The organism is Enterococcus pernyi, assembly GCF_045371165.1.
Taxonomy (GTDB): Bacteria; Bacillota; Bacilli; order Lactobacillales; family Enterococcaceae; genus Enterococcus_B; species Enterococcus_B pernyi.
The window spans coordinates 210,101-233,160 of the sequence record NZ_JBIQDM010000005.1; the positions used below are offsets into that span (position 1 = coordinate 210,101).

A 23,060-nucleotide genomic window follows, 5' to 3' on the forward strand; every position below is an offset into this window, starting at 1 on the left:
ACATTATACTAAAAAAACACATCTTTATAACCATTAAGACAATGTGATGCACAACCTGAGATCCACTCCAATTCCCCTAAAAAAAGATATTTATTCCTCAAAATAAACCGAATCCCTTTTCAACTGTTCCTTGGATTATTGGAAGACAAAAAAAACTGACCTAATTTCTTAGATCAGCAAGTCTATCGATACAGTTGATTATAAATGGTTGGTTTCTTACAATTTTTTTGAAAAATCAATGTTTAAATTTTTGAAGTAATAAAAAATAGCAACTCAACCTTTAAGAAATTGATTATTCATTGCCTGTAAACTTAATTGGTCGATAGCCAGTGCTTGTTTCAAATAAGTTTGGATCGACCCGTATTCCTTTTCTACTACTTGATAAAAACGGTCCAAGTAACTACTGTCCACATTCAACGCAACATCTAAAGCAGCTAGATTCCCCTCAGTCAAGTGGACTTTTTTTGCTTGCGCCAAAATCAACGCATTTTCTTTTTTACGTAGTTCATTCGTACGTAAATAATCGACATAGATTGCCTTGCGAGGAACGTCTAATGACTCTAATATTAGTAAGGCTGCGATTCCCGTTCGATCTTTCCCAGCAAAACAATGGAATAAAAGACTTTCCTCTTGATCCAAAGTAAGTACTTCTTGGAAGAAACGAGCATACCCTTTCTGCGAAGTCGGATTCAATGCGATATCTTCATATATTTTTGTCATATAGTTCGTAGCTTTTTCAGGTGAGCCGATTTTCACAAAATCTTCCAGCCCAGCGCCTTCGTCTGCCACATCTTTCATGATGTCGATATGGATATATTTCGTCTGTGGAACCGTTTTATCTGGTCGAGCCTGAATTTCATCTTCGCCGCGTAAATCAACGATTTTACTTAAACGATAGGTGGTTTCTAAATGTCTAGCATCTTCTTCTGTCAAACTAGATAGTTCACCTGAACGCAAGAAAACATTTGTTAAAACTTCTTTGCCATTTCTATTTTTGATGCCACCGATATCGCGAAAATTTGTGATTTTTACCATTTCTGCAATGACCTTCCTTTTCCTATATTTTAGGATCGTTTCCACTTAGTTCCTCAGAAGCGGTTGCGTACTGCATCTGAAAGAACCACCAAAGATCCTTGTCAGTTGATAGTCAATATACTCGACTGTGATTCCTCGTTTCTCTAATTCTTCACCAATAAAAGTAAATTCTGGATCTGTGATATACGTTGTCTCGTTGATCGGCAGTCCGTTCGTCGCCAATCGAGAGGCTTGTGCTAAAGACACCTCTACCCGATCCCAATGGCTTAACTGTTCTGGGATACCATTTAGGAACGCTTCTTCACACACGATCATCAATCCATCTTTGACAAGGCTTAATGCGCAGTCTAAATGCAGGATCGTCGGATGAAGTGGCACTTCGATCACTTTGTAGCCGAATCGTTTGACTAGATTTCTTAACCATTCAATACCACGAGTATTAGATGCTAACCCTGAGTTACCTGCAAAAATCGTTTTTCCTAATACTAAAACATCTCCGCCTTCTAAGAAAGGCCCTTGTTCTGAATCGATACCTTGCGAAATATCCGGCTTAGGAATAGAAAAATACAAGCAGTCATTCTCATTTGATTCATTCATGAGTATCTCACGAATCGGTAGAATCTCATTTCTGCGGTGCGGGAGCTTCAATGAACCTTCAATCAATAGATTCCCGATCGTAAAAAAGGGATCTCGGGTGAAAAAGTTACTGTAGCCATACTCTAGTCCTAGTTCTTTTTCAAAAGAGGTCAACTTTCTTGGTAAAAGGACTTCTACCTCATGTTTTTCTAGTACTTTTTGTAAATTCTTCCGTTCGACTTCCCAAGCTTTTTGTTGTTCTGGGAAAGCTTCACTAAAGTCTTTGCCTATCACTTCAGGCCCACTAAATAATTCATGGTTTTCTTCTGTCAAGAAATCGACACCGGTTAATTTTTTCGTAGGAAAGCCAAATTCAGACTGTGCTAAAACGACCCGTTTTAGCGGTGCAAACTCGCTTTTCACAAAAATATGATCCATCGTTTCTGCTCCTCCTCGATTTGTTCGAATCTTTACAGGAAATAACATGCGAAACCAACCAAAAATATTAAAACAATCAAAGCAATCATTGGTTCGACCCATGTTTTTTTCGAAGAAAGAAAGACATTTTTCTTATTTTTTACAAATCCCCAACCAAACTCTCTAGGGAGTTGTACTTCTAATATCATCCCACCTGATAAAGGCAAGAGTGCCACTTTATATCTGGATTTTGCAAACAAAAACAATGACATAAAATAAAGACCGAACTGGATGATTTTGATCAATCGAATGATTTGGATATTTTTGATTTTTCTCACTATTTCTCTCCTTCTATCCTAGCGGTTATCGTCTAACAATAACACCCTTTCTCTTTTTCTTAGGATATTTTTTAATTATTTGGTTAAAAGAGCGTTCTATTCTGTTACCTCTGCTCCCCAACCTCCACTATCTGCCAGAAGCAACTTTTTTTACTATAACATGAGTTGACTTCGTCTAGATCAAACCGATCATAATCGTTGGTTTTGGACTCATAACCTACAAAATCTCTCACTAAATAGCCCACATCCAGTCGATTGGAGGTGAGCTATTTTCTACCGAATTATTTCATTTCTACGCTTTCACCATTAGTCGCAATCACTTTTTGATACCAGTAAAATGATTTTTTAGGCGAGCGGGCCAGCGTTCCTTTGCCCTCGTCATCTCGATCGACATAGATAAAGCCGTATCGTTTACTCATTTCACCAGTTCCTGCACTGATCAAATCAATACAGCCCCAAGAAGTATAACCAATCAAGTCCACGCCATCATCAATTGCTTTCCCCATTTCTTGGATATGTTGGGCGAGATAATCGATCCGGTAGTCATCGTGGATCGAGCCATCTGGTTCAATTTTATCGACAGCCCCGAGTCCATTTTCTACGACCATCACTGGGATTTCATAGCGAGAATAGATTTGATTCAAGGTATATCGCAACCCGACCGCATCAACTTGCCAGCCCCATTCGCTTGTTTCAAGATACTCATTAGCCACCCCGCCAAATAAATTGCCGCCACTTTTATCTGACCGAGTATTTAAATCATCTGCAATACACGTACTCATGTAATAACTGAACGTATAATAATCGACAACGCCTTCCTTCAAGAATGCCAAATCCTCTTCTGTGATATCCACTTCGATTTTTTCTTTTTCAAAGTAGCGTTTCATGTAATAAGGATAGGCTCCTTTGACTTGGACATCGCCACAGAAATAATTTAACCGGTCATTCATTTGTTGCGTCTTCAATACATCTAATGGATGACAGGTTTTAGGATACATCGTGATATACGCCAACATACAGCCGATCTGAAAATCAGGATTGATTTTATGTCCAGCAATCACCGCTCGAGCAGAAGCAAGGAAGACATTGTGTAAGGCTTGATATTTTTCTGTTTCCGTATAAGTTCGATTAAATAATCCATTGATTTGTTTGCCATGTTCTAAGACACCAAAATTGATTTCATTGAAGGTCAACCAGTATTTCACTTTGCTTTTGTAGCGTTCAAAAAGTGTCGTTGCGTAACGTTCGTAATACTCGATCGTTCGTTTGTCTAAAAATCCGTCATACGTTTTTCCCAAATGAAACGGTAACTCAAAATGTGAGATCGTCACGATCGGTTCGATCCCATATTTATGTAGCTCATCAAACACTGCATCATAAAATTTCAACCCTTCTTCATTTGGCTGCTCTTCGTCACCATTAGGAAAAATCCGTGTCCACGCAATCGATAAACGATAGGCTTTAAAGCCCATTTCCGCAAATAATGCGATATCTTCTTTGTAGCGATGATAAAAATCAATCGCTGTATGGCTCGGATAGTAATACTTGGTTTCATCGATCACCAAATCAAAGGTACGTCGTTTCCCCATCTCACGATTGCCTGCACGATTGTGATCGCTGATCGAATCTCCTTTACCATTGACAGCCCATGCTCCTTCACATTGATTTGCCGCTGTTGCGCCACCCCATAAAAAATTCTTCGGAAAACTCATCAGTCATTGCCCCTTTTCAGTTTGATATGATAGCCTTACTGTTATTTTATTATTGAGTATAAAAAAAGACCTAATCAACCACCTAAAAAGGCCGTTGATCAGGTCTAGCTTAACTGAATAATCACTATCCTATCTAAAAAGATACTATTTTTTGTAAACGTTGTCAAACATTGATTTATTCGTCATCTTCAGCCAATGCAACAATCACTTGGTTCACATTCAAAATATTCTCTGCACCAGAGCGAACATATTCCGGCGCCGATCCAACCATTTGACTATTGATAAACTCGATGACCATTGGCATATTCATGCCCGCATATAATTCGATCGCTTCGCCTTCCATGATCAATTGGACAATACTATTGGCTGGCGTCCCGCCCATCAAATCACAAAAGACAACATAGTCTTCCAACGAAGAAACCACCGCAAGAAATTTTTCTTTGAAATCCTCTGTTCCTTCTTCCGGCAATAAAGGCACTGTATGAATATGAGCTTGCGGCCCCATGATCATTTCGGTACTTGCCTTTAGTCCTTCACAAAGTTGTCCGTGACTGACAAGAACTAACTGTTTGCTCATTTTCAACACCCTCCTATTTTGAGATCACACCTAAAGCGGATAAAACGACACAGATAATCAAGACGATAAAAATTGCTCTTGTTGATGTCATATTCTTTTTGCCTAATAACCAATAGACACCGCCAACGATCGCTGCTGGTAATAGTTTAGGAAGGATCATATCAATATTATTTTGCATGTTCATCGTCACATCACCAATGCTCGGCGCCCAGGAAACTTTCACATTCACCATTGTAGCAACTAATGCACCTACCATAAACACCCCTAACAAGGTTGCGGCATCTGTGAGCGCTGTTAATCGTGATTGCATCGTGGTCACTAAAGAAATCCCTTCTTTGTAAGCAAATTGCAATTGTTTCCAACGAAAGACCATGACTGCGATTTGTGCTACTATCCAGATAAAAATACCCGCGGGGTTCCCATTGATCGCCATATTTGCGGCTAATGCCCCAAAAATGGTCGGGATCAATGCGGCGAAAATGGAATCGCCAATTGCGGCGAAAGGTCCCATCAATCCAGCTTTCATCCCAGAGACAGTTTCTTTTGCAGCAATGCCCTCTTTTTCTTCAATTGCTAAATCGATCCCGGTAATGATCGTGTTGAAAAAGTTAGAGGTATTAAAAAATTGTGTATGAGTCTTCATTATTTCTTTTAATTCCGGCGTATCATCTCCGTAGATTTTTCGCAATTGTGGCAGGATCGTATAGAGATAGCCTGAACCTTGCATCCGCTCATAATTCCAGCCTAATTGGAAGGTCAACAAGCTTCGGCGGTTGATTTGTGTAAAGTCTTCTTTCGTTAACTTGTAATTAGATTTCGTCATCTTCGATTTCTCCTTCCTCAGAGGTTGTATGGGGACTTGCTACTTGCTGGTTTTCTGTTCGTTGATTGTTTTTATAGCTGATCGCTGCTAAAGAGAAACCGATCATTGCTACTGCCAACATCGGTAATGAATTGAAGGTTGCTGGCAAATCTTTGACGACACTTGCGACACTCGTGCCAAGCAACTGGACATTTGAGAACAACGTTGCTAATAAAGCAGTGATCGTAAAACCTAAAATCAGATAAGGAAAATGTTTCTTGACTGGTAAATAACGTAGTAAAATAGCAAAACCGACTGCTGGTAAAACGGCTCCTGCGACAGATAAGCCATCTCCTAACCATTTCAAATCGCCATTTAGCACAGCGACGACGTTTTCGACTAGTACGCCACCAAATGCTAAGGCTAAAAAGACGGGGATCAAACGTGACAAGGACCAAGGAAGAGCACCTAATAAATAATTGCGTTCAATTGCTTTATAATTCATTGTTTCGACATGTTGGTCGATACGATGAGCGAAGTACGTATTCGCAAATCGAGCTAAAATATCCAATTGGATCATTAAACTAGCGACAGGAACTGCAATAGCTGCAATTGCCTGTTCTGGATTCATCCCTAATGAGATGGAAAAAGCAGTCGCTAGTATCGTTCCGGAGTTTGCATCGATCCTTGAAGCACCGCCAAATGTCCCAACACCTAGAACGGTCAATTGCATACTACCACCGATGATCAATCCAGCTTGTAAATCCCCCATGACTAATCCGGTGAACAAACCGGCAAAAACGGGGGCACTCATTGAGGAATAAATTTGTAGTTCATCTAAAATCTGATAACCTGCATATAAAGATAATAATAAGATTTGCCACCATTGAATGGACATCTACTTAACCCCCTTATTTATTCAAAAGACTCATAAAATCTTCTGACTTATCACTTGGTACCATTTGTGCGGTCAAATGGACCCCACGCGCATTTAACTGTTTGAAATCCTCAATATCCTTTTCCACCACATTAATCGATTTGGTGATTGATCTGGTTTCATTTGTCTGAGACATATTCCCTACATTGACTTCCTTGATCGGCACGCCTCGTTCAACAAGTTTCAATAATCGATCAGGTTTTTTTGCGACGATCAGTAAGCGTTGGGAGTCATATTTCCCAGCGAGAATATTCTCTGCGGCTTTTTCAATCGGTAAGACACTTAACTTTACTCCTGCTGGTGTGGCTAATTTCAAGCCACTTTTTTCTACTGTATTCATTGCGACCTCATCATCTACAACTAATATCCGAGTAATCGACAACTTCGTTACCCAAAGATTCGCGACTTGCCCATGGATCAAACGTCCATCGATTCTTACACCAATAATTGCCATTGTTCATTCTCCTTTACAAATAAATTGTTCATTCTAAAACTAAAGGTAACGCTTACATTATTCACCTGTTTTTTGATACCAAGGTGTCGCTGTCTGATTGATTACTTGATTCAAGTTCTCAATATTCTGTCTACCTTGTGTCCGTAACCATTTGACGGCTCCTTCTTTCCCAGCATCTACATAAGCTTTGACGCCATCTTTCCAAGTCGCTCTTCCGCACAAGACACCATTGAAGGTGGAACCTGACTCATGAGCAAAGACTAGCGTTTGTTGGAATAATTCAGAAGATACACCCGCACTCAAGAAAATGAATGGCAAGTGAGTCGCCTCGCTTTGCGCCTTGAAAAAGTCAGCTGCTTCTTTTTGACTATAGACGATTTCCTTGTCACCAAAACCTTCGACAAAGTTCATATTGACTGGTACTTCGACTTTCAAAACATCTACTTGGTAACGAGGATTGGAAAATTCTCTCATCATTTCAATCACTTTATGCGGTTTGACCTTTGCATACTCACGTAAAGCGCTATCATTTATTTTCGCATCATAAGATAGCAGTTCTAAATAAAACGGTCGATCCTCTCCTGCGCATTCACTTCCTAGACGTTCAATAAAGACGTGTTTCAAATGATTGATTTTTGGATCTTCATCAACGTCATAATAAAGTAAAAATTTCACTGCATCTGCTTGTTCTTCTTTTAATCTCAAGGAAGACCAGTCTCCTAATAGATCCGGTAACCGTCCAGGAGTCGATACATCATATCCCGTTTTTTCATACGCCAAGAGCAAACCAGCGGATTGATCACGTACTTTGGCAGCGGGCAAACCATATTCAGGATCTAATAAAATAGCTGAAGCATAGGGCGTCAACTCACTAGAAACCAACGCTTTGAACTCAATCAATTGTTCATCTGTGGGTGTTTCTCCTAAAGCCGACAGCATTTTCTTCAATGCTCCCCGCTGATCGATTGCTAATGCACTGATGATGCCGTCTTTTGTTGCTAATTGTTCCATCGCTTTTTTCTTATTTGGTGTCATCGTTTTTATTGACCTCCTTGTTATTCATTTTGGTACTCATGGATCGTCACACCTTTGACTACTCGATTCACCGTTCCTGTCGGTGAAGGTGTGTCAGGCGTATTACCAACTTTGATCGACATCTGAAGAGCAATGATTTGTGCGGTCAAAATCATCACTACGGATAGATAGGCATCGGGTAATTCTAGCGCGGCTGGTTCTAGGAAAAAGTTTGCTCCAGAAAAGTCTCTTTGCGTCGATTGAGCAATGGCTAACACCTTTGCAGCAATAGCATTGCCATTGATTTCTTCCAAAATATCTAAATCATAGTTGCGTGTGTACGCTTGGTTCGTCACAAACCCGATCACTAAAGTTTGCTCATTGATAAAGGATTTTGGTCCATGACGGAAACCCATCGAAGAATCAAAGATCGTCGCGATTTTCCCAGCCGTCAACTCTAAGATTTTCAGCTGTGCTTCCCTTGTGGCACCAGCCAAGCTACCTGAGCCAAGATATGCAACCCGATTGAATGGTACTGCTAACACTTGGATCAGTTCTTGCTCTCTTTTCAGAACATCTTTGCCGATATGGCTCAAGGATGTGACATACTTTTGTTTTGTTTCTTGGTTCGTTTGATCAAACAGCCAAAGGGCACTCAATAGCATACATGTAAAGCTACCTGTCATGGCAAAGCCAGCGTCATTTGCTTTTTTTGGCATCAACAACAAGAAATGTTGCGATTGTTTACGTGAGACTTGTGCTAATTTTCCTTCTTCTGCACACGTAATCACTAAATGGAACAACGTATCCACAACTTGATCGGCAATTTTGACTGCTGCCAGACTTTCCGGACTATTGCCACTTCTAGCAAACGAAATCAATAACGTGGGTTGATCAGGAAACAAATACTCTCTTGGAGAAGCAACAATATCGGTCGTACCAAAACTATGAAAAGCAAACCGTTTGGTGTCTCCATGCTCATTCAAGTAAGGAACAAGCGTATCGCCTACATATTGAGAAGAGCCTGCACCGGTAAAGATGACTTGGATTTGTTGCTTGTTTGCCTGTTTTTCAAGTGCATCAAAGAAAAGGGCTAATTCATTTTTCTTCTCTTCTAAGATTTCCACAACCTCTTCCCACAGATCTGGTTGTTGTTTGATTTCTTCTGTAGTGATCCTTGCACCTATTTTTTCTAATTCATCCTTCGACAGTTCAAACATGTTATTTTCCTCCTAGATTACTCCGAACATGACGGATCTTATAATGGAATTGGTCTGCTCTGGCGACACTATCTGTGTATTCGATGATCTCGTTTTTGCTATTGAAGGTCGTCCGTTTCAAATGTAAAATTGGTGCCCCATCGCATATATGCAGTAATTCGGCATCATTTGCGTAAACAATACTGGCATAGAATTCTTCTTCTGCCACTTGGACATGTTGATCAAAATCTTTTAGAAAAACATCATACAAAGGCTTGCTTTCCAAAATCGGCAAATCAAGGCCAAGAAACAGTTTTGCTGGTAAATAAGACCGTTCAACCATCAAAGGGACATCATCCGCTAAACGTAGCCGCTTGATTTTGAAGATTGCTTCTCCTAGATTGAGATTCAATCGTTCAGCCAACTGCTTTGTCGCTGCTTGTTTTTCAAAAGCTAAAATAATCGTTTTCGGTGTACGCCCCAATGCCAACATTTCTTCTGTGAAGCTGTAAGCACCTGCTAAACTCGCTGCTTGATGCGATAAGTCACTGACAAACGTGCCTTTTCCATGTTTTTTATAAATATAGCCAAGTGTTTCTAATTCCTGCAATGCTAATCGAACCGTCGTCCGACTCACACCATAGTACAGACATAACTCCCTCTCAGACAGCAATTTATCATGCGGGATCATTTCTGCTTCAATTCGTTTCTTTAGTACATCAACTAGTTGATAATATAACGGTTTCCCTTTACGAGAATTTTCCATTTCTTTACCCCTTCCAACTGGTTATAACCACAAGACAATCGTAAAGTAATAATAACTACCTGTCAACATAAAAATCGCTTAAAAACCGCTATATAACAACGTTTTCACCAACTATATATAAAAACATTTTAAATACCTCGAAAATACCACTTAAAATAAAAAAACAGCATAAACTTCATAAAAAGAAGCATAAGGCTTAGCCTTAAAAAGCTTGTTTATCCTAGAAAATTTATAAAATAATGAACAAATCCAACGGTTCTTTTTCTTGCATTCCGCTAAATTCCAATGAAAAATAACAAAAAAAAGAAACACTTCATTTCCCACGTCTAGGCGCTCAAAGTGTTTCTCTTTTGCTATTTCAAGATGACTAATCAACTAGCGACTAATCTTATTTTGCCAAGAAGAAGCTGTCTTCCTCAATACTCCATTTAATTCCTCAATGTTGTTTCTCCCTTGTTCAGCTAGCCATTTTATTGCTGCCTGTCTCCCTTGATCCACAAAAGGTGCCACACCATCTGCCCATGTAGCTCGCCCACATAAAACGCCATTGAACGAAGAGCCAGCGTTTTTGGCAAAATGCAACGTTTCTTGGAATCCTTCGGCACTGACACCTGCACTCAGAAAAATAAACGGTAAGTCAGTGGCTTGGCTTTGCTCGATAAACAAAGCGGATGCTTCTTGCTTGGAATAAATGATTTCTTTTCCAAAACCTTCAACATAAGTCATATTGACAGGTACTTCTACCTTCAAGACATCTACGTTGAACCTCGGCTCTGAGAAAATCTTCATCATTTCAATGACTTTTTTCGGTTTGATCTTGGCATATTCTTTGGAGGTCGTATCTGGGATCGTTGCATCATAAGATAGCAATTCTAAAAAGAAAGGAAGATCTTCCGCCAGACATTCTGAACCGATTCTTTCTACATATGCCTGTTTCCGTTCATTGACTTCTTCGCTTTCGTCTACATCATAGTAAAGCAAGAATTTGCAGCCATCTGCTCCAGCTTCCTTTAGTCTTTTGGCTGACCAAAAAGCTAAGGTATCTGGCAAACGTCCAGGTATCGTTGTATCATATCCTGTTTTCTCATAAGCCAACAATAGTCCAGCTGTCTTAGCGCGTTTTTCAGCAGCGGGCAACCCATATTCTGGATCTAAAAGAATCGAAGAAGCAAAAGGTGTCAATTCTTCGGACACGAGTTCTTTGAAATGGATCAAATCATCCACTTTGACCTCCTCTTGATGTCTCGCCATCATTTTTTTCAATGCGCCTCTTTGGTCAATCGCTAAAGCCCCGATGATCCCGTCTGGATTACTCATGTTTACCAATGCTTGGTATTTCCCCTCTGATACTTTCCTCATTTTTTCAACATCCCTTCTAACTTAGAATCAATCAAGCCAACAATTTCTTCTTGAGTGGAAGCAGTGATAAATGCTTGTTTAAAGCCTTCATCCATCAACATTCGTGCCATTTGTGAAAGAAGCGCCAAATGACTGGTTCCTGCTTCTGCAGCTGGAATAAACAACGCAATCACATACTTGATCGGTTGACCGTCTAAACTATCCCAGGCGACTGCATTCGTTAATTTCAAAATAATGATCGTTGGTTCTTCTATACTTTCACTTTTCGCATGAGGGATCGCAAAGCCATCCATCATACCAGTCGTACCTTCTGCTTCGCGTTGTTTCAAGCCGATTTCGACCGCCTGTTCATTGGTCGCTTTACCTACCTCAACGATTTTTGTTGAAAGAAACGCAAACACCGCTTCACGAGTATTCGCCGCCACATTGGTATAAACAAATAAATTTTCCATCAAATGAATCCTCTCCCTTTCACACACTCAGTGACTTTCTTTTTTGAACCAAGCCTAGTAATACTCCCCCTACAATAGAACCAGCAAGAATCGCAAGAATCCAAAGTAAGCCATGCGTCACTACTGGTAAAACGAGAAATCCGCCATGGGGTGCTGGTACTTGCACGCGAAAGAAATAGGTCAATACAGCGGCGATCGACGAACCAAGCATCATGATTGGCAAGACACGAAGCGGATCTTTTGCTGCAAAAGGAATCGCACCTTCCGTAATATGTGTTGAGCCTAGAATGATATTCACTAGACCAGCATTCTTTTCGTTTGGCTCGAAGTATTTCCCAAAAAGCAAGACCGCAAAGCCAGTAATCAACGGCGGAGCAATACAGGCTGCAGAAACTCCCGCCATAAAGCTAGTATTTCCTTGTGCTAACAGGGCAGTTCCAGTAACGTAGGCTGCTTTATTGATCGGCCCCCCCATATCGAATGCGCACATACAACCGACGATCACCCCTAATACTAAAGGACTTGAGTTTTCAAACCCTGCTAGAAAATCCATCATTCCTTCATTGATACTAGCCATCGGTCCTGAAATGACTGTCATGATCAATCCAGTAATCAACACCCCTAGTACGGGATATAAGAAAATTGCCTTTAAACCATCTAGTGTTTTAGGCAAAGGTTGTAACGCTTTTATTAATCCCAACACCACATATCCTGCCAAGAAACCTGAGATAATTCCACCTAAAAAACCTGTACCACCATCTGAGGCAATCAATCCGCCGACAAACCCCACAACCAATCCAGGACGTTTTGCAATTCCTTCAGCAATAAACGCGGAAAGGACCGGCACCATCATACTCATTGCAAAACCACCGATTCGATTCAAACTCGCAGCAAATTCATTGTATTGCGCATTGGCAGGATCGGCAGAATAAATCCCCCATAAAAAAGAAATGGCGATCAAGACTCCCCCACTGACAACAAAAGGCAACATGTGGGAAACACCATTCATCAAGTTCTTATAGATGCTGTGACCAACACTCTGTTGTGCATGTTGTTTTTCCTTATCTCCTTCTGCCATTTCGATTTTTTCAGAAATCACTCCTTCACCGTTTAAAGCCGCAGCAATCAATTGATCGGCTTCTTTGATCCCTTTCGAAACAGAAACATCAATGATCCGTTTCCCGGCAAATCTTTCAGGCTGAACATCTTTATCCGCCGCAATAATCACTGCTTCCGCTTCAATGATTTCTTGATCTGTCAAACGATTTTCTACCCCTACTTGTCCATGGGTCTCCACCTTGATCGTAATGCCTTTTTTCTTTGCTGCCTGTTCCAGTGCTTCTTGTGCCATATACGTGTGGGCGATACCTGTGGGACAACCAGTTGCAGCAATTAATCGATACTTAGCCATTATCTGAATTCCTCCTTATGAATGGTGATTTGTTTTTTCAACTCTGCGACATCGGTAAAATCAGTCAATCCTTTTTGAAACGCAGTCGAGCTACCCGCAGCTAAACTGTCCTTGAAACAATCCGCACTATTTTCTTCTTTGATCAATCCTGCCAGAAAAGTGGCTAGGAGTGTATCCCCGGCGCAAGCGGTATTAACGACTTTTCCTTGCGGGGCGTTTCCTGTCAAACAATAGTTTTCGTTCACATAGATCCCACCCGCTCCACCTAATGACAGCAATACATTTTGTGCACCTGCGGCTAATAGTTTCTTGCAATAGTTTACATATTCCGTTTCTGCTATTTCTTCATCAAACCATTCTGCCAATTCCTGCTCATTCGGTTTTAGTAAAAATGGTTGATACTTTAGACATCGTTTAACGATTTTAGCACTCGTATCTAAGATCAAGCGCACTTGATTCTCATGACAGATTTTACTGATCATTACTAAGATTTCTTCTGGTACACCTCTTGGCAGACTCCCAGAAACACAAAGATAATCTCCAGCTGACAAATGACTGATTGTCTCAAGCAATTCTTCCATCGCTAACTGGTCGATTTCTGGTCCACGATTGACCAATTTATATTCACTTGATTCCTCATTCACTTGTGTAAATACGTTGATGCGAGTCATTCCGGGTATAGAAACAAAATGAGCGTCGATTCCTTCCTTCGTCAAGCATTCCTCAATATAAGCCCCAGTAAATCCTCCGCTAAAGCCCAATGCAGTATTTGGTATCCCGAGTTTTTTTAAAATCAATGAAACATTGACACCTTTCCCATTTGCTTGGATATCATCATCGATTGAGCGGTTCACGACATTCGGTTTGAGTTGTGCCACTTCAATAAACAGATCAATCGCCAGATTCATCGTACATGTATATACGTTAGCCACCTGTATCCCTCCTCACTTTATCTACAGTATGGCCTGTTTTTGGATGTACATGTTTTCTAAATAAGCAAAATTTTAGGTAAATGTTTACAAAATAAAACTCATCTAAGTAAGGGTTTACATCAATGGTAGAATAAAAAGAAAAGGGGGAGGACTAAATGGAAACTAAATTAAGCGAGGCAGAACATTTTTTATGGGAGTATATGATGAATCACATCCAAGAAATCCCAAATCTATCAATTATCAAACTAAGCGAACGAGCCAACGTATCCACCACGACCATCGTTCGTACCATGAAGAAAAAAGGGTACGAAGGCTATACTTCTTTTAAGCATCATTTAAAGGAAAAGAAGAATACCACCATCAATTTTGCTACGGTCGATAAAGTAGATGAAGAAATAAAAACCTCCATTCTAAAAAACGAACAGGAAGTCGTGCGTACCATCAATCTATTGGATACAGGGGTAATCGAAGATGCGATTCAAAAAATCTGGAGTTCACAAAGAATCATTATCTTTGCCAGAGGATTTTCAGAAATGATTGGAGAAGAAATACAAACAAAATTCCAACTACTCGATAAGTATTGTGTCCTTCATACCGATCCAAATATCATCAAAACCGTTAGTCGCAAATTGCACAAAAAAGATGTCGTTCTTTTTATTTCCTTAAACGGTGAAACAGAAGAACTCGTAGCAGCAGCGGAGAATTGCTACCGCGAGGAAATCAGTTCGATCCTGATCACCGCATCACGGGAAAGTCGCTTGAACCGATTAGCAGAATTATCTTTGATCGGCTTCAAATCCGAAATCTCTTTTTTCCCTGAATATGAAGTCCGCTCTCGCCTGCCACTTTCTGTGATTGCGCGGATCTTGCTGGATTCGTATGCGATACGGGTGAAGAAGGGGGGATTGAGGAACAAGTATAAGAAGCATCAATCACCGAAAATGTGAAGTTTTTTCGGTGATTGGTGCTTCTTTACGAAAGAGTTCATTCAATTTTATTTACGTTTGATTCATGACGTTCATCTACATTCATGTCTTGTCATAATGCCAAAACAAAACAAATAATCGAAACTACAACTGTCAAAACAAATTCAACCTTCACTTCCGTTCCATATGTTTGATTCGGTAGATAGATGGCTTTTCGTTCCGATTGATAAGGAATTTTAGGGCGGTTGGGTTGAGCAGACTCAATAAGTATTGATAATAAAATCAGTGTGAAGTAAATAGTATTTTGCTGGGCCGCAAAATAAATACTTGAAGCTAATAAAATTAAACTAGTCCCTTTGAGTATTCTAGCGTAGGTCATTGTTATCTCTCCATTCTATTCTTCTTTTATTTGTAGATTTTCTGTCCTGTTTTCTAACTATTTTCTATTATTTTTATACCTCCATGAGGTTGTGACAGAAGTGTCTAGCTCCGAGAAATAAGCCGAGAAAAACGAAAATTGTTCTTCAAATTTTTGGATTTCTCGGCTTATTTCTGAAGGAGTTACTTCTGGAACACCGTTTATTAAGTTTAAGGTTAGAAACAAAAATGAATTTTATTTTTGTTCCCAATCACTAGATAGGAGGTGAGAACAATTATTTGACTCACTCGGTTCACCTTCTCTAAAATTCTCATACGATCGATACTTTTATGTATTCATTTTTATTACTAACTAAATAGATGTGGTTCAAATTATTCCTGTTACTAAAAATGATACAATTCTAATTCCAAAATGGAGCAAATCATAAGAACTAAAATCGTGGGAATCAGCGCAAACACCACTTCCGTTCTAGATGTTTGATTCGGTAGATAGATTGAATTTTTTCCCGATTTGTAAGGAGTTTTAGGTTGCTCGGATTGGGTATATTCAATAAATAGTGATAGCATAATCAGTATGGTATAGATCGTATTTTTCATTGCAGCAAAATAGATGCTTAGCGCCAATAAAACCAGTTGGATTATTTTGAATATTCGAATGTAGGTCATCTTTCATCTCTCCATTCTATGTATAAATAGTAACCGATCCCTCTCTACAAATATATATACGTAAAGCACTAAAATATTACTTTAACAAATTAAAATAACTTCCATCTTAATCATATCAAAAAATATCAAAAAAAATTATTACATTCCTAAAAAGCTGTTTTAACAGCATAATCGTCAACATTTCCCTTCAACCCAAACAACTCTTACGAATAAATAAAAAAACGGAACAACAGGCTGAATGTTTCCATCCACCTGTTATTCCGTATTTACTATTACTTAAATTTAGTTTTTACTCCACAAATGGCTCTTCACCTAGTGCTTGTTGTGCCGCTAAGTTTAGTAAGCTCCATTGACGGTCGTGTCCTGGTTGGAAGAAGAAATCTGCTTCTGCCAAGTCTTCGATCGTTAATTTTTGTTGGATTGCTAGTGCTAAGACATTGCCTTGTGCAGTGATGTCCTTCGTTGATAAAACAGCGCCACCTAGCAATTGGTGCGTAAATGGATCATAGGCTAATTGTACAGCTGCTTTTCCGTTCCCAAATTCTTCTGGTACGAATTTTGGACGGATCGTATCTTCATAGAAGGCTGTTTTGATGGCTACGCCAGCGCGATCAGCTGTGAAGCTGTTCAAGCCACTTGCAGCAAAATGATAGTCAAACACACGTAACGCAGATGAGCCGACTAAGCCACCAAATGGTTTGCTTGGTGTTTGTTCAAATAAGTGTTGAACGACATAGCGTGCTTCTCGACGTGCAACTGTTGCTAATGCGATCGGCACTTTTTTGCCTGCTGGGATCGAATAAGCAAGTGTTGCATCTCCTACTGCATAAACATCAGGTAAGTTTGTTTGTAGGTATTCATCTGTGATGATCCAGCCACGTTCATCTAAATCAACGATGCCTTTCAACCATTCGGTATTCGGTTTGACACCGGCAGCTTGGATGATCAAATCTGTTTCGATCGTGCCACTGTCTGTTTCGATGGCTGCGACTTTACCGTCACCTGTGAAGGCTTTGATATTCACGCCAGTTTTGATGTTCATGCCTTTTTCTTTTAAGTGCGCTTCTAAGATATCTGTCATTTCCTTATCTAAGTAAGTACCTAAAGGACGATCGATCATATCTAATAACGTTACTTCTTTCCCTGCATTCAAGAAAACTTCTGCTGCTTCGATCCCGATGTAACCTGAACCGATCACAGCTACTTTTTTCACTGCTGGGTCTGTCATGCGTTCTTTGATTTTCGTTGCCCAATTATAGCCACGCATCAAATATACATTTTCTAAGTCTGTTCCTGGAACAGGTAATGAGTTTGGTTTAACACCTGAACTCAAAATCAATTTATCGTAAGCATACTCTTCTGTATGTCCATCTTCTTTACGTGTAACTGTAACTGTTTTTTTATCTGCATTGATTGTGTTTACTTCGTGGTTATTTAATATCGCCACATTTGGTTGCGGAAAGTTTTCCGGTCTGAAATTACGGACATCATTCACACTAGTGACTTGATCCTCTAAATATAATTCCATGCCGCATGACATAAATGAAACATAGTCGCCTGCTTCAAACAAGGTGATATCCACATTTTCTCCGTATCTAGATAGTAATTCTAAAATGGATTGATGCCCTCCATGTGATGCACCGACAATAATTACTTTCGTTTTTTCCATTGACAAAACCCTCCTCATAACAATTGTTTAGAATCATTCTAAACAATTTTACGATATCATTCTAAGAATAATAATGCAAATGAAAAGGCTTGCCTAAAAATTTTATTAGTTATTTTAATATTATTTTTTTAATTGTGCTAAAAATGTGCCGATACGTTTACACGCTTCTTGTAGGTCATCCATCCCACTTGCATAAGAGATTCGGATAAATCCTTCACCTTCCGGTCCAAAAGCTGAGCCAGGGATACAGGCAACCTTACCTTGTTCTGCGAGTGCTAAACAAAAATCCCACGAATTCATCTGGATTGTTTCTGGTAAGCGACAGAACAAATAAAACGCACCATCAGGTTGAGAGATTTGAAAACCTAATTCCGTAAGTTGCGGCAATAGATAATCTCGGCGTTCGACGTAGCGGGCCTTCATTTTTTCCCCTTCGTCCATACTCGTTGTCAAGGCTTCGACCGCAGCTTTTTGAGAAATCGTTGTGGCAGAAGTAACTAAATATTGGTGGACCTTGATCAATTCATCGATCACTGGTTTTTGAGCAAAGAGAAACCCAATGCGCCAACCAGTCATGGCATGAGATTTAGAGAGTCCATTCACGACGATCGTTTGTTCAGGCAAGTACGTAGCCATCGAGACATGATCTCCCACGTAGTTCAACTCCGAGTAAACTTCGTCACTGATGACAAAGACTGGGTGCTGGCTTAAAACTTCTGCAAGTTTGCTCATTTGCTCCGCAGATAACAATGTTCCCGTTGGATTACTTGGGTAATTCAAAATCACTGCTTTGATTTCGTCTCCGTATTTGGCAAACGCCTCTTCTAGTTGTTCTGGCTGACAAATAAAGCCAGTGTCTGATGTATCGATCGTGATCAATTCGGCGCCTGCTAGATCAACAATTGGTTGATAGCCGGGATATGCAGGTGCTGGGATCAATACTTTATCCCCTTCTTCTAAGACCGCTAATAAAGCTGTCGCGATCGCTTCTGTGGCACCGATCGTTGTTAGTACTTCCGTTTGCGGATCATAAGAAAGACCGTAACGTTCTTTTTGGAAGAAACAAGCTGCTTCACATAATTCTGGTAAACCTCTCATCCCGGTATAATGAGAATAGTTTTCTTTGATGGCTGTGATCCCTGTTTCTTTGACTGCTTCAGGTGTTGAAAAATCTGGCTCACCTAATGTCAATTTGATGATGCCCGGAATGCTTGAGATTTGCTGATCGAACATACGGATCTGCGAGACTTCGATTTTAGCCAGCCTTGGATTAAAACGATGGTGTAGATTCATAGACTTCTCCCCTTTTGGTTACTATCCTTATTTTTTCAGAAAAGTTCCTCGGTGTAAAGGATTGTTTGGTACCATTCCAATCCTTTTTCTAAAACAGCCATGTCGAAATCAAAGGTGGCATCATGCAGGGCTGGTGTATCACCTACACCTAAGAAGAAAAAGACACAAGGATAGTGTTCCGTATAAACACCAAAATCTTCTGCTTGTAAGACAGGCTCAGCCAACTCATGTAATAACTCTGAGTGGGCAAGTGCTGCATACAACTGTTCATCGTTACGTACAGCAGGATACCCATCGTTATAACGAAATGAGATTTTCGCTGGGGAAGTTTGTTGGAATTCTTTTGCTAGTCGTGCTAGTTGCATCTTTAAGTCCGTTTGGGTCTTACGACTGTATGAACGAATGCTGCCTGAGATCACGACTTCATTGGCTAAGACATTGCGGATCGTCCCACCTGTAATCTGACCAAATTTCAAGAGATGTTCAAGGTTTTCTGGCAGAGATTCATCAAAGTCATAGACTTGTTTCATAAAACGCACAGCTGCTTCTAGACTGTCGATGCCTTGACTGCTTGAGGCGATATGCGCAGATCTGCCTTGGACGATGATATCTGTTTCACTACTTTGCGCCATCAACGCACCTGGTCGTGAAAATACTTTTCCTTCTGGCAAGCCTGGCCATAAATGAAAACCAAAGATTGCCTGTACCTTGTAATGTTCCAACCACCCAGAACGGATCACACTATCTGCCCCGCCAGCAATTTCTTCTGAGGGTTGAAAAATCAAGACGATATTGTGCCGCATCTCTTGACGGTGCGTAGCAATATAATCGGTCAATCCTAAGAGCATTGCCATATGACCATCATGTCCGCAGGCGTGCATGAATCCTGGGTGTGTAGACGCAAAAGGTAACCCTGTGGCTTCAGTGATGGGCAACGCGTCGATATCTGTCCGAAAAGCAATCGTTGTGTCTTGTTGCTGATCAAAATAAACCAACAAGCCTGTCTCATCGATTTCATGGATCACGCCACCACAGTTTTTGATTTGTTCGTAAAGGTATTCTTTCGTTTTAAATTCATGAAAGCCAAGTTCAGGAATTTGATGTAACGCCATTCGGTGTGTTGCCAACATGTCGCCTCACCATCCCTTCATAGATTCCTTTTACCACGGTTTCATATTGTGTATTGGGTACGCCGATGATCAAATTCAACTCTTGCGCACCTTGCGATAAAATCGAGGTCCTGATTTCTAACTCATTCAAAATCGATAATACTTTTCCAGAAAGTCCAATTGGTTCCTTATGTGGGCCACCTACAACAGAAATCAAAGCCAAGTCTTCGATGATCTCGATTTCCTCTACGCCTAATTCCTCACGTAATTCTTTCGTGATCAAAAACAATTTATCCATGATCAATTCCGCCGAAACGACGACACCGATATTATCGATGCCAGAGGGGATATGCTCGATCGAGATGCCATGTTTTGCAAAAATACTCATGGCTTTCCAAATAAAACCGATCTCGTCTGACATATGTCGTTTGAACAAGGTGATTGAAAGAAAGTCTTTTCTTCCTGCAATCCCCGTCAATCCATTTTCTTTTTCGACTTCATGATTTGAGATTTTTGTTCCATGATCATTCGGTCGATTCGTATTTTTGATTTGGATCGGGATATCAGCTTCTTGTACAGGAAAAATCGCGGATTCATGCAAGACATTGGCACCCATATAAGCCATTTCTCGTAATTCACGGAAAGAGATCTCTTCAATGACTTTCGGTGAGTCAATGATTCTTGGGTCTGCCATCATGATGCCTGAAACATCCGTCCAATTTTCATAAAGATCTGCCTGTAAGGCACTTGCTAAAACGGAGCCGGTAATATCACTGCCCCCACGACCAAGTAATTTTTCTTTTCCTGCTGGGTTGGCACCATAAAATCCTGGGACGATCAACTTTTGGTGTTTCTGGTACATCTCGCGTACTGCTTGCTCTGTACGCGGAAAGTCGATGCCTCCTTCATAATCAAAGTAGATCAGCTCACTTGCGTCTGCAAAGGTATACCCTAAATATTCCGCCATCAATTGCGCAGTCAGATACTCCCCACGACTGACTAAATAATCGATCGTCACTTTTTCCTGTTTTAGATGTGTTTCGATCGTGGTTAATTCTTTTTCAATCGGAAAGTCGAGTGACAGAAGATCCCTAACTTGAATAAAACGTTGTGTGATCCGTTCCCATAGTGGCGTCCAATCAACCTTATGTTGAAGATACGCATGGATCAAATAGAGTAAATCGGTCACTTTATCGTCTTCATCGGTTCTTTTTCCTAAAGCGGAAACGACAACGACTTCTCGATTAGGATCAGCTAACACGATCTCACGGACTTTACGGAACTGTTCTTCATGAGACATCGAGCTTCCACCAAATTTTGCGACTTTCATGAAAGGACCTCCTCTTGTAGAAGCGCCAAAGCAATTTGCACCGCGTTAGCCGCAGCGCCTTTGCGAATATTGTCAGCCACGGTGTAAAAGAGTAAGCCATTTTCAACAGAGAGGTCGCGACGAATACGCCCAACGTATACTTGGTCTGTGCCTCTTGCTAATGTACTTGTGGGATATTGGTGTTCTGCTAAGTTATCGACAACCAAAATCCCTGGAAACTGACTGAAGCAAGCACGGATTTGTTCCAATGAAAATTCCTTTTCTAACTCAACAGCAATCGAGACACCATGGCCATTTTCAATCGGTACACGGACACAAGTCGCAGATACAGGCAAATCTGGTTGATGCAAGATTTTTTTCGTTTCATTGATCATTTTTTGTTCTTCTTTGGTATACCCATTTTCCATTGGGCGATCGATTTCTGGAATGACCGTTTGACTGATGTCATGGGGATAAAAAGTTGCTGGTTCACCATTTTTTGTCGCCTGTAGATCAGCGATTCCCTGTTGCCCTGAACCTGAAACAGCTTGATACGTCGTGTAATTGACACGTGTCACACCAAAGGTATTCTGTAGTGCTTTCAGTGGTAACACGGACTGGATCGTCGAACAATTTGGGTTGGCAATCAATGGATCTAACGTATGATCCTCTAGATTTACTTCAGGGACGATCAACGGGATCGTAGGATCTTCTCGCCACGCTGAAGAATTATCGATGACTACTAAGCCGGCTTGACGTGCAATTGGGCCAAATGTTTGAGACACGGATGCTCCAGCTGAAAAAAGCGCCAAATCATACCCAGAAAAAGAAGTCTCAGTCAGTTCTTCGACAACATACTCTTTTCCCTTAAACACAGACAGACTCCCCGCAGAGCGTTTGGATGCTAAAAGCTTGAGTTTTCCTACTGGAAAATCGTACTCCTCTAATACTCTTAACATAGTTTGACCGACTAATCCCGTCGCTCCGACAATACAGGTATCTATTTCGCGCATGTTTTTCATCCTTTCTTTGTCTACAATTCTCTTAGTGCTGCAATCAATGCGGTATTTTCTTTGGTTTGATCATCTTTTATTTTTAATACACGTGCCGGTGTACCACCAACGACCGTCTCAGGGGCAACGTCTTCTAAAACGACTGCACCTGCTGCGACGACTGCATTCTTTCCAACACGAACGCCTTCGACGATCACTGCATTCGCACCAACTAATACACCATCTTCGATCACTACTGGTTGAGCGGAAGCTGGCTCGATGACTCCAGCTAACACAGCTCCAGCACCGATATGACAATTCTTACCGACAGTCGCACGTCCGCCTAGGATTGCTCCCATATCGATCATGCTATGATCCCCGATCTCAGCACCGATGTTGATCACAGCGCCCATCATGATCACTGCTTGATCGCCGATGGTCACTTGATCACGAATGACAGCGCCTGGTTCGATGCGAGCGTTGATGTCTTTGACATCCAGTAAAGGAACTGCACTGTTTCTAGCAGTTTGTTCTAGTTCGATCGCTAAGATTTTTTCCGCTTCTTTTTCTAGTACCGGCGCGATGTCTTTGTAATCTCCAAAAACGATTGGACTATGCACTTCACCAAATACTTTCGCATTCGGAAACTCGACAGGTTCTGATACATTTAAATAAACTTTGACTGGGGTCTTTTTTTCTGCTGTTTGAATAAAACGAATGATTTCTTGTGCATTCAA

Annotated in this window: 24 protein-coding genes; 1 reads left to right on the top strand and 23 read right to left on the bottom strand. The window is 40.6% G+C overall.

From position 1 onward, the window contains the following. Positions 1 to 273: 273 nt before the first annotated feature. The 15 genes from ACH0AK_RS08275 to pfkB form a co-directional block, all read right to left on the bottom strand. Complete coding sequence (locus tag ACH0AK_RS08275) at positions 274 to 1,035, bottom strand: tyrosine-protein phosphatase (RefSeq protein ID WP_071866699.1); 762 nt, start codon at positions 1,033 to 1,035, stop codon at positions 274 to 276. A gap of 45 nt (positions 1,036 to 1,080) precedes the next feature. Then, a complete protein-coding gene (locus ACH0AK_RS08280; RefSeq protein WP_071866722.1) occupies positions 1,081 to 2,049 on the bottom strand; it encodes a dimethylarginine dimethylaminohydrolase family protein in 969 nt (322 codons plus the stop codon). 32 nt (positions 2,050 to 2,081) lie between these two features. Then, positions 2,082 to 2,366: a hypothetical protein gene (locus ACH0AK_RS08285; protein ID WP_023519113.1), complete on the bottom strand. Its 285-nt coding sequence runs from the start codon at positions 2,364 to 2,366 to the stop codon at positions 2,082 to 2,084. A gap of 281 nt (positions 2,367 to 2,647) precedes the next feature. After that, positions 2,648 to 4,078, bottom strand: a complete 1,431-nt coding sequence (locus ACH0AK_RS08290) for a glycoside hydrolase family 1 protein (protein ID WP_023519112.1) — start codon at positions 4,076 to 4,078, stop codon at positions 2,648 to 2,650. 175 nt (positions 4,079 to 4,253) lie between these two features. Continuing rightward, a complete protein-coding gene (locus tag ACH0AK_RS08295; RefSeq protein ID WP_023519111.1) occupies positions 4,254 to 4,655 on the bottom strand; it encodes a PTS sugar transporter subunit IIA in 402 nt (133 codons plus the stop codon). Positions 4,656 to 4,668: 13 nt separating this feature from the next. Then, complete coding sequence (locus tag ACH0AK_RS08300) at positions 4,669 to 5,478, bottom strand: PTS system mannose/fructose/sorbose family transporter subunit IID (protein WP_010736307.1); 810 nt, start codon at positions 5,476 to 5,478, stop codon at positions 4,669 to 4,671. Then, complete coding sequence (locus ACH0AK_RS08305) at positions 5,465 to 6,355, bottom strand: PTS mannose/fructose/sorbose/N-acetylgalactosamine transporter subunit IIC (RefSeq protein WP_071866698.1); 891 nt, start codon at positions 6,353 to 6,355, stop codon at positions 5,465 to 5,467. Before ACH0AK_RS08305 ends, ACH0AK_RS08300 begins: the two co-directional genes overlap by 14 nt. A gap of 13 nt (positions 6,356 to 6,368) precedes the next feature. Further along, the gene (locus ACH0AK_RS08310; protein WP_010736309.1) at positions 6,369 to 6,848 is read right to left on the bottom strand and encodes a PTS sugar transporter subunit IIB; all 480 of its coding nucleotides are present in this window, start codon (positions 6,846 to 6,848) and stop codon (positions 6,369 to 6,371) included. Between the two features lie 57 nt (positions 6,849 to 6,905). Beyond that, positions 6,906 to 7,883 carry a tagatose-bisphosphate aldolase gene (lacD, locus tag ACH0AK_RS08315; protein ID WP_226076792.1) on the bottom strand — a complete coding sequence of 326 codons (978 nt, stop codon included), beginning with the start codon at positions 7,881 to 7,883 and terminating at the stop codon, positions 6,906 to 6,908. A gap of 20 nt (positions 7,884 to 7,903) precedes the next feature. Then, a complete protein-coding gene (locus ACH0AK_RS08320) occupies positions 7,904 to 9,082 on the bottom strand; it encodes an SIS domain-containing protein (protein WP_023519108.1) in 1,179 nt (392 codons plus the stop codon). 1 nt (position 9,083) lies between these two features. Further along, complete coding sequence (locus tag ACH0AK_RS08325) at positions 9,084 to 9,827, bottom strand: GntR family transcriptional regulator (protein ID WP_071866696.1); 744 nt, start codon at positions 9,825 to 9,827, stop codon at positions 9,084 to 9,086. Positions 9,828 to 10,202: 375 nt separating this feature from the next. After that, entirely contained in the window at positions 10,203 to 11,186 is a 984-nt protein-coding gene (lacD, locus tag ACH0AK_RS08330) for a tagatose-bisphosphate aldolase (RefSeq protein ID WP_023519106.1), read from the bottom strand. Continuing rightward, positions 11,183 to 11,638 (bottom strand): fructose PTS transporter subunit IIA, encoded by a 456-nt coding sequence (locus tag ACH0AK_RS08335; protein ID WP_062805688.1) that lies wholly within the window; start codon positions 11,636 to 11,638, stop codon positions 11,183 to 11,185. Before ACH0AK_RS08335 ends, lacD (ACH0AK_RS08330) begins: the two co-directional genes overlap by 4 nt. A 19-nt stretch (positions 11,639 to 11,657) precedes the next feature. Further along, entirely contained in the window at positions 11,658 to 13,049 is a 1,392-nt protein-coding gene (locus ACH0AK_RS08340; RefSeq protein WP_023519104.1) for a PTS fructose transporter subunit IIC, read from the bottom strand. Next, complete coding sequence (gene pfkB, locus ACH0AK_RS08345; protein WP_023519103.1) at positions 13,049 to 13,981, bottom strand: 1-phosphofructokinase; 933 nt, start codon at positions 13,979 to 13,981, stop codon at positions 13,049 to 13,051. The genes ACH0AK_RS08340 and pfkB overlap by 1 nt, the downstream gene beginning before the upstream one ends. 155 nt (positions 13,982 to 14,136) lie before the next feature. Between pfkB and ACH0AK_RS08350 the strand changes: the two genes are divergently transcribed. Further along, entirely contained in the window at positions 14,137 to 14,928 is a 792-nt protein-coding gene (locus ACH0AK_RS08350; RefSeq protein WP_347081758.1) for a MurR/RpiR family transcriptional regulator, read from the top strand. Between the two features lie 91 nt (positions 14,929 to 15,019). Here the strand turns inward: ACH0AK_RS08350 and ACH0AK_RS08355 are convergent, their stop codons facing one another. The 8 genes from ACH0AK_RS08355 to dapD form a co-directional block, all read right to left on the bottom strand. After that, positions 15,020 to 15,286, bottom strand: a complete 267-nt coding sequence (locus ACH0AK_RS08355) for a hypothetical protein (RefSeq protein ID WP_019723856.1) — start codon at positions 15,284 to 15,286, stop codon at positions 15,020 to 15,022. Between the two features lie 383 nt (positions 15,287 to 15,669). Beyond that, positions 15,670 to 15,951 carry a hypothetical protein gene (locus ACH0AK_RS08360; RefSeq protein WP_010736319.1) on the bottom strand — a complete coding sequence of 94 codons (282 nt, stop codon included), beginning with the start codon at positions 15,949 to 15,951 and terminating at the stop codon, positions 15,670 to 15,672. Positions 15,952 to 16,240: 289 nt separating this feature from the next. Beyond that, the gene (locus tag ACH0AK_RS08365) at positions 16,241 to 17,620 is read right to left on the bottom strand and encodes an FAD-dependent oxidoreductase (protein WP_010736320.1); all 1,380 of its coding nucleotides are present in this window, start codon (positions 17,618 to 17,620) and stop codon (positions 16,241 to 16,243) included. 120 nt (positions 17,621 to 17,740) lie between these two features. Beyond that, the gene (locus ACH0AK_RS08370; RefSeq protein ID WP_023519102.1) at positions 17,741 to 18,913 is read right to left on the bottom strand and encodes a pyridoxal phosphate-dependent aminotransferase; all 1,173 of its coding nucleotides are present in this window, start codon (positions 18,911 to 18,913) and stop codon (positions 17,741 to 17,743) included. A gap of 35 nt (positions 18,914 to 18,948) precedes the next feature. Further along, complete coding sequence (locus tag ACH0AK_RS08375) at positions 18,949 to 20,043, bottom strand: amidohydrolase (protein ID WP_023519101.1); 1,095 nt, start codon at positions 20,041 to 20,043, stop codon at positions 18,949 to 18,951. Next, positions 20,003 to 21,352 (bottom strand): aspartate kinase, encoded by a 1,350-nt coding sequence (locus ACH0AK_RS08380; protein WP_023519100.1) that lies wholly within the window; start codon positions 21,350 to 21,352, stop codon positions 20,003 to 20,005. Before ACH0AK_RS08380 ends, ACH0AK_RS08375 begins: the two co-directional genes overlap by 41 nt. Continuing rightward, the gene (locus ACH0AK_RS08385; RefSeq protein ID WP_023519099.1) at positions 21,349 to 22,344 is read right to left on the bottom strand and encodes an aspartate-semialdehyde dehydrogenase; all 996 of its coding nucleotides are present in this window, start codon (positions 22,342 to 22,344) and stop codon (positions 21,349 to 21,351) included. Before ACH0AK_RS08385 ends, ACH0AK_RS08380 begins: the two co-directional genes overlap by 4 nt. A 20-nt stretch (positions 22,345 to 22,364) precedes the next feature. Then, positions 22,365 to 23,060 (bottom strand): 2,3,4,5-tetrahydropyridine-2,6-dicarboxylate N-acetyltransferase, encoded by a 696-nt coding sequence (gene dapD, locus ACH0AK_RS08390; RefSeq protein ID WP_019723553.1) that lies wholly within the window; start codon positions 23,058 to 23,060, stop codon positions 22,365 to 22,367.

What these genes read in the sequence shown, in the direction of transcription:
- ACH0AK_RS08275 (WP_071866699.1), bottom strand. Translation starts at nt 1,035, where the DNA reads ATGGTAAAAATCACAAATTTTCGCGATATCGGTGGCATCAAAAATAGA.
- ACH0AK_RS08280 (WP_071866722.1), bottom strand. Translation starts at nt 2,049, where the DNA reads ATGGATCATATTTTTGTGAAAAGCGAGTTTGCACCGCTAAAACGGGTC.
- ACH0AK_RS08290 (WP_023519112.1), bottom strand. Translation starts at nt 4,078, where the DNA reads ATGAGTTTTCCGAAGAATTTTTTATGGGGTGGCGCAACAGCGGCAAAT.
- ACH0AK_RS08295 (WP_023519111.1), bottom strand. Translation starts at nt 4,655, where the DNA reads ATGAGCAAACAGTTAGTTCTTGTCAGTCACGGACAACTTTGTGAAGGA.
- ACH0AK_RS08300 (WP_010736307.1), bottom strand. Translation starts at nt 5,478, where the DNA reads ATGACGAAATCTAATTACAAGTTAACGAAAGAAGACTTTACACAAATC.
- ACH0AK_RS08305 (WP_071866698.1), bottom strand. Translation starts at nt 6,355, where the DNA reads ATGTCCATTCAATGGTGGCAAATCTTATTATTATCTTTATATGCAGGT.
- ACH0AK_RS08310 (WP_010736309.1), bottom strand. Translation starts at nt 6,848, where the DNA reads ATGGCAATTATTGGTGTAAGAATCGATGGACGTTTGATCCATGGGCAA.
- lacD (WP_226076792.1), bottom strand. Translation starts at nt 7,883, where the DNA reads ATGACACCAAATAAGAAAAAAGCGATGGAACAATTAGCAACAAAAGAC.
- ACH0AK_RS08320 (WP_023519108.1), bottom strand. Translation starts at nt 9,082, where the DNA reads ATGTTTGAACTGTCGAAGGATGAATTAGAAAAAATAGGTGCAAGGATC.
- ACH0AK_RS08325 (WP_071866696.1), bottom strand. Translation starts at nt 9,827, where the DNA reads ATGGAAAATTCTCGTAAAGGGAAACCGTTATATTATCAACTAGTTGAT.
- lacD (WP_023519106.1), bottom strand. Translation starts at nt 11,186, where the DNA reads ATGAGGAAAGTATCAGAGGGGAAATACCAAGCATTGGTAAACATGAGT.
- ACH0AK_RS08335 (WP_062805688.1), bottom strand. Translation starts at nt 11,638, where the DNA reads ATGGAAAATTTATTTGTTTATACCAATGTGGCGGCGAATACTCGTGAA.
- ACH0AK_RS08340 (WP_023519104.1), bottom strand. Translation starts at nt 13,049, where the DNA reads ATGGCTAAGTATCGATTAATTGCTGCAACTGGTTGTCCCACAGGTATC.
- ACH0AK_RS08350 (WP_347081758.1), top strand. Translation starts at nt 14,137, where the DNA reads ATGGAAACTAAATTAAGCGAGGCAGAACATTTTTTATGGGAGTATATG.
- ACH0AK_RS08355 (WP_019723856.1), bottom strand. Translation starts at nt 15,286, where the DNA reads ATGACCTACGCTAGAATACTCAAAGGGACTAGTTTAATTTTATTAGCT.
- ACH0AK_RS08360 (WP_010736319.1), bottom strand. Translation starts at nt 15,951, where the DNA reads ATGACCTACATTCGAATATTCAAAATAATCCAACTGGTTTTATTGGCG.
- ACH0AK_RS08365 (WP_010736320.1), bottom strand. Translation starts at nt 17,620, where the DNA reads ATGGAAAAAACGAAAGTAATTATTGTCGGTGCATCACATGGAGGGCAT.
- ACH0AK_RS08370 (WP_023519102.1), bottom strand. Translation starts at nt 18,913, where the DNA reads ATGAATCTACACCATCGTTTTAATCCAAGGCTGGCTAAAATCGAAGTC.
- ACH0AK_RS08375 (WP_023519101.1), bottom strand. Translation starts at nt 20,043, where the DNA reads ATGTTGGCAACACACCGAATGGCGTTACATCAAATTCCTGAACTTGGC.
- ACH0AK_RS08380 (WP_023519100.1), bottom strand. Translation starts at nt 21,352, where the DNA reads ATGAAAGTCGCAAAATTTGGTGGAAGCTCGATGTCTCATGAAGAACAG.
- ACH0AK_RS08385 (WP_023519099.1), bottom strand. Translation starts at nt 22,344, where the DNA reads ATGCGCGAAATAGATACCTGTATTGTCGGAGCGACGGGATTAGTCGGT.